This window comes from Oscillibacter sp. CU971 (genome assembly GCF_905219725.1).
Lineage (GTDB): Bacteria > Bacillota > Clostridia > Oscillospirales > Oscillospiraceae > Oscillibacter.
Genome location: NZ_CAJMXG010000280.1, coordinates 1 through 3,284 on the forward strand (window position 1 = coordinate 1; position 3,284 = coordinate 3,284).

6 protein-coding genes are annotated in these 3,284 nt (G+C 55.4%); all 6 read left to right on the forward strand.

All coding sequences use genetic code 11. The annotated features are described in order from the left end of the window. Nucleotides 1-170: 170 nt before the first annotated feature. The 6 genes from JX325_RS14035 to JX325_RS14060 all read left to right on the forward strand — a co-directional run bounded on the left by JX325_RS14035 (nucleotide 171) and on the right by JX325_RS14060 (nucleotide 3,249). Nucleotides 171-1,115, forward strand: a complete 945-nt coding sequence (locus tag JX325_RS14035) for a YqaJ viral recombinase family protein (protein WP_204791713.1) — start codon at nucleotides 171-173, stop codon at nucleotides 1,113-1,115. Nucleotides 1,116-1,131: 16 nt separating this feature from the next. Continuing rightward, on the forward strand, nucleotides 1,132-1,920 hold the full coding sequence (locus tag JX325_RS14040; protein WP_204791714.1) for a hypothetical protein: 789 nt from the start codon (nucleotides 1,132-1,134) through the stop codon (nucleotides 1,918-1,920). An 89-nt stretch (nucleotides 1,921-2,009) separates the two neighbouring features. Beyond that, the gene (locus tag JX325_RS14045; RefSeq protein ID WP_204791715.1) at nucleotides 2,010-2,210 is read left to right on the forward strand and encodes a hypothetical protein; all 201 of its coding nucleotides are present in this window, start codon (nucleotides 2,010-2,012) and stop codon (nucleotides 2,208-2,210) included. Between the two features lie 194 nt (nucleotides 2,211-2,404). Further along, nucleotides 2,405-2,608, forward strand: coding sequence for a hypothetical protein (locus JX325_RS14050; protein ID WP_204791716.1), 204 nt, complete (start codon nucleotides 2,405-2,407; stop codon nucleotides 2,606-2,608). A gap of 15 nt (nucleotides 2,609-2,623) precedes the next feature. After that, complete coding sequence (locus JX325_RS14055; RefSeq protein ID WP_204791717.1) at nucleotides 2,624-2,998, forward strand: DUF3846 domain-containing protein; 375 nt, start codon at nucleotides 2,624-2,626, stop codon at nucleotides 2,996-2,998. Nucleotides 2,999-3,009: 11 nt separating this feature from the next. After that, nucleotides 3,010-3,249 carry a BRCT domain-containing protein gene (locus JX325_RS14060; protein WP_204791718.1) on the forward strand — a complete coding sequence of 80 codons (240 nt, stop codon included), beginning with the start codon at nucleotides 3,010-3,012 and terminating at the stop codon, nucleotides 3,247-3,249. The last annotated feature ends 35 nt before the right edge of the window (nucleotides 3,250-3,284 follow it).

Below are 3,284 nucleotides of genomic sequence, written 5' to 3' on the forward strand. Positions count from 1 at the left end.
CAGGAACTACAACGAGAACCTGTTCCTCCGCACTGTCGAGGGCAACCCCATGATCGACAACGCTTGCGTGTTGGCACTGGCGGCGGCGTGATGTTCTATGGCAAATAGGGAACGCATGGCTACACGGCTGTGCGCTCCTTATTCTATTTCAATGAAAGTGAGGTTATCATATGCCTGCAAAAGTATTGGTATCTACCGAGAATATGCCCTATGCCGACTGGCTGGAGTACCGAAAGCAGGGCATCGGCGGTTCGGACGCATCCGTGGTCTGCGGGATCAACCGCTACAAGTCCCCAGTGGAGCTGTGGATGGAGAAAACGAATCAGCTCCAGGCACAGGAGGCTGGCGAGGCCGCCTATTGGGGTGCTCAGTTGGAGCCGTTTGTCCGGGCCGAGTTCACCAAGCGCACGGGAATTGAGGTCAGCCACAAGAGCGAACTGCTCCAGAGCGAGGAACATCCCTTCATGCTGGCGAACCTGGACGGCATCTGTGATGTCCCGGATGTTGGGAAGTGCATCTTCGAGGCCAAGACCGCTTCGGCGTATAAGGCCAGCGAGTGGGAGGACACCATCCCAGACGAGTATATGCTCCAAGTGCAGCACTACATGGCCGTCACCGGGTATGCCGGAACCTACATCGCCGTTTTGATTGGCGGCAACACTTTCAAGTGGAAGTTCGTGGAGCGTGACGAGGAATTGATTTCTATGCTCATTGAGCTGGAATCCAACTTCTGGCATCATGTAGAGGAGCTTACCGTTCCGCCGCTGGATGGCTCCACTGCCTCTGCCAAGTTCCTTGCTGACCGCTTCCATGACAGCATCCCCAAGTCTCACATCACTTTGCCCGACACTGCCGCTGATCTGCTGGCCCAGTATGATGAAGCCTGTGAGCAGTTGGAGATCGTCACCGAGCGGAAGCAGAAGGCCGAGAATCTTCTGAAGGAGATGATGGGCGAGAATGAGGTTGGGACTACTGGTGATCGGATTGTCACCTGGAAGAGCGTGTCCCAGGAGCGGCTTGACAGCAAGACCTTGAAGGCCGAGCATCCCGCTCTCTATAAGAAGTACGCCAATAAGTCATCCTACCGCCGCTTTACGATCAAGGCGGCGAGTTAAATTTGGGAGGTTCATTATGGATAATACGAAACTGAAAGGCCGCATGAGCGGCAAGGTGCAGGAGTTGCAGCAGCCTGCTGGAAATCAGACCATCACCGTTACCTCTGCGCCGGAAACCTCTCTGGCCCAGGTGGATTCCACCTATCTGGCCCTGACGAACAACGCCCTGGACATCATCCGGGCCAACTTGAAGAGCCAGCCGCTGACCCTCGACCTGTTCGATCTGGTCAAGTCCCCCTCTGGCGGTGCTACCGTGTTTGAAGTGCCGGGACTGGCGGGGACCGAGGCCGCAATGGAGCTGTCGGGTATCATTCTGGATTATACCACTCCCAGGGCCTATTGGGATACCCCTGATCCGGTGGAGGGTACGCCGCCTGTCTGCATGAGCCAGAACAGCATCATCTCCCACGATGGGAAAGCCTGTGCGCACTGCCCCTACAATGACTTTGGTTCCAAGGATGGGGAAAGCAATGCCAAGGCTTGCAAGGAATCGGTTCTGCTGTTCCTGCTGCGGCCCAACAGCATCATTCCTCTGCTGGTGCGTGTCCCCGTGACCAGCAAACCCCGTTTCCTGAAATATTCCACCCGGCTGTTGAGTACCCTGACGCCGATCAGCAGCGTGGTCACAAAGATCACCTTGGAGAAAGCCACCAGCAAGCAGGGCAAACCCTACGCCCTGTTCAACTTCCAGACGGTCAGCACTCTCAGCCCGGAGGAAGCGGCCCAGGCGAAGGCGTTCGGCCAGCAGTTCATGGAGATCGTCAATGCCGCCCAGATGGTGCCGGAGCTGGCACAGGCAAGCTAAGATAGGATACGCTATGATGGCCCGGCGTCCCTGCCTTGCGGTAGGGATGCCGGGTCATTTGCTTTTCAGAAAGGGGAAAGAAAACGAACATGAAGATTGGCGATTCAGTCTATACGCCTCGCTTCTGCACGGTTCGGATCAAAGCTATCTTTGAGAACGAGGTTGAGGCCCGTGCTGCTGGGTTCTGTGAGCCGACCTATTACAAGGGCGATCACATCATCTTGGGTAAATCCCTGGATATGTACCACATGGAGTTTGCCGCTGTCCCCAAGGGAGCGAGCCATGAGTAGAAAACATAAAAAGGTACACGACAGGCCCACGCCCAAGAGGTTCTGTGATCCTGGTGTCTGTGACTGTTGCCAGTACATTGGTGATGGTGACTTCCTGTGTGATAAGCACATGGAGATCGTAGTCTCTGACTGGGAGCCAACCGCAAACTACCTGATGTGTCAGAGCCGGAACACAGCTATTGGAGGTGATGCGGATGGAAAAGAAACTTAAAATCCAGCGTGTCAGCTCGGGGGTTCTTGGACAAGTCATAGAGCACCGTACTCCCTGCGGCCTCTTTCTGACGAAGGAGGGCCGTAAGTGGGTGGCGGTAGACAACACCACAGGAGACGCATGGACGGAGGAATTTTCCCGGAAGCGTCAGGCTGTCCGTTGGCTGCGGGGTAAGTTTGAGATATAGAAGGAAGGTGTTGCTATGCGTGTTTTAGTAGTTGAACCTGAGCGCAGGCCGGAAGTGAAGGAGATCGACGATTCCCTTAAAGAGATGCAGGGTATCGTAGGCGGCTATATTCAGTCCATCTACCCCTTCGAGGAACCTGTTGCTCTGGTCTGCAATGACGAAGGAAAGCTGATGGATCTTCCGGCGAACCGTGGGCTGCGGGATGAGAACGGCCAGATATACGATATTGTATTTGGGACCTTCTTCCTGTGTGGTGCTCCCGCCGACAGTGACCACTTTACAAGCCTAACCCCGGAGCAGATCGAGCAGTACCGAAAGATGTTCTACACCCCTGAGATGTTCTGGGGCATGGATGGCCGTATCGTTTGCCTGCCGCTGGAAGTTGATTGAGAGGTGGGAACATGAATCCTGATAACCCTTTCATCGGGAAGTCCATAGCGGTCACTGGCAAGCTGGAGAACTACACCCGTGCTGCTATCAAGGCCCGACTGCTGGAGCTGGGGGCCAAGCCTGTATCCAAGGTAAGCAAGAGGACTGACTACCTGATCCTGGGAACGAGGCCCGGTAATAAGCTGGTCAAGGCTCTGGCCCTGGAAATCACCGTCCTGTCTGAGCAGGAATTTGAGCATATGAACAGTTAGCGGAGCGGCGGGGTGGGTAACCGCCCCGCTGCTTC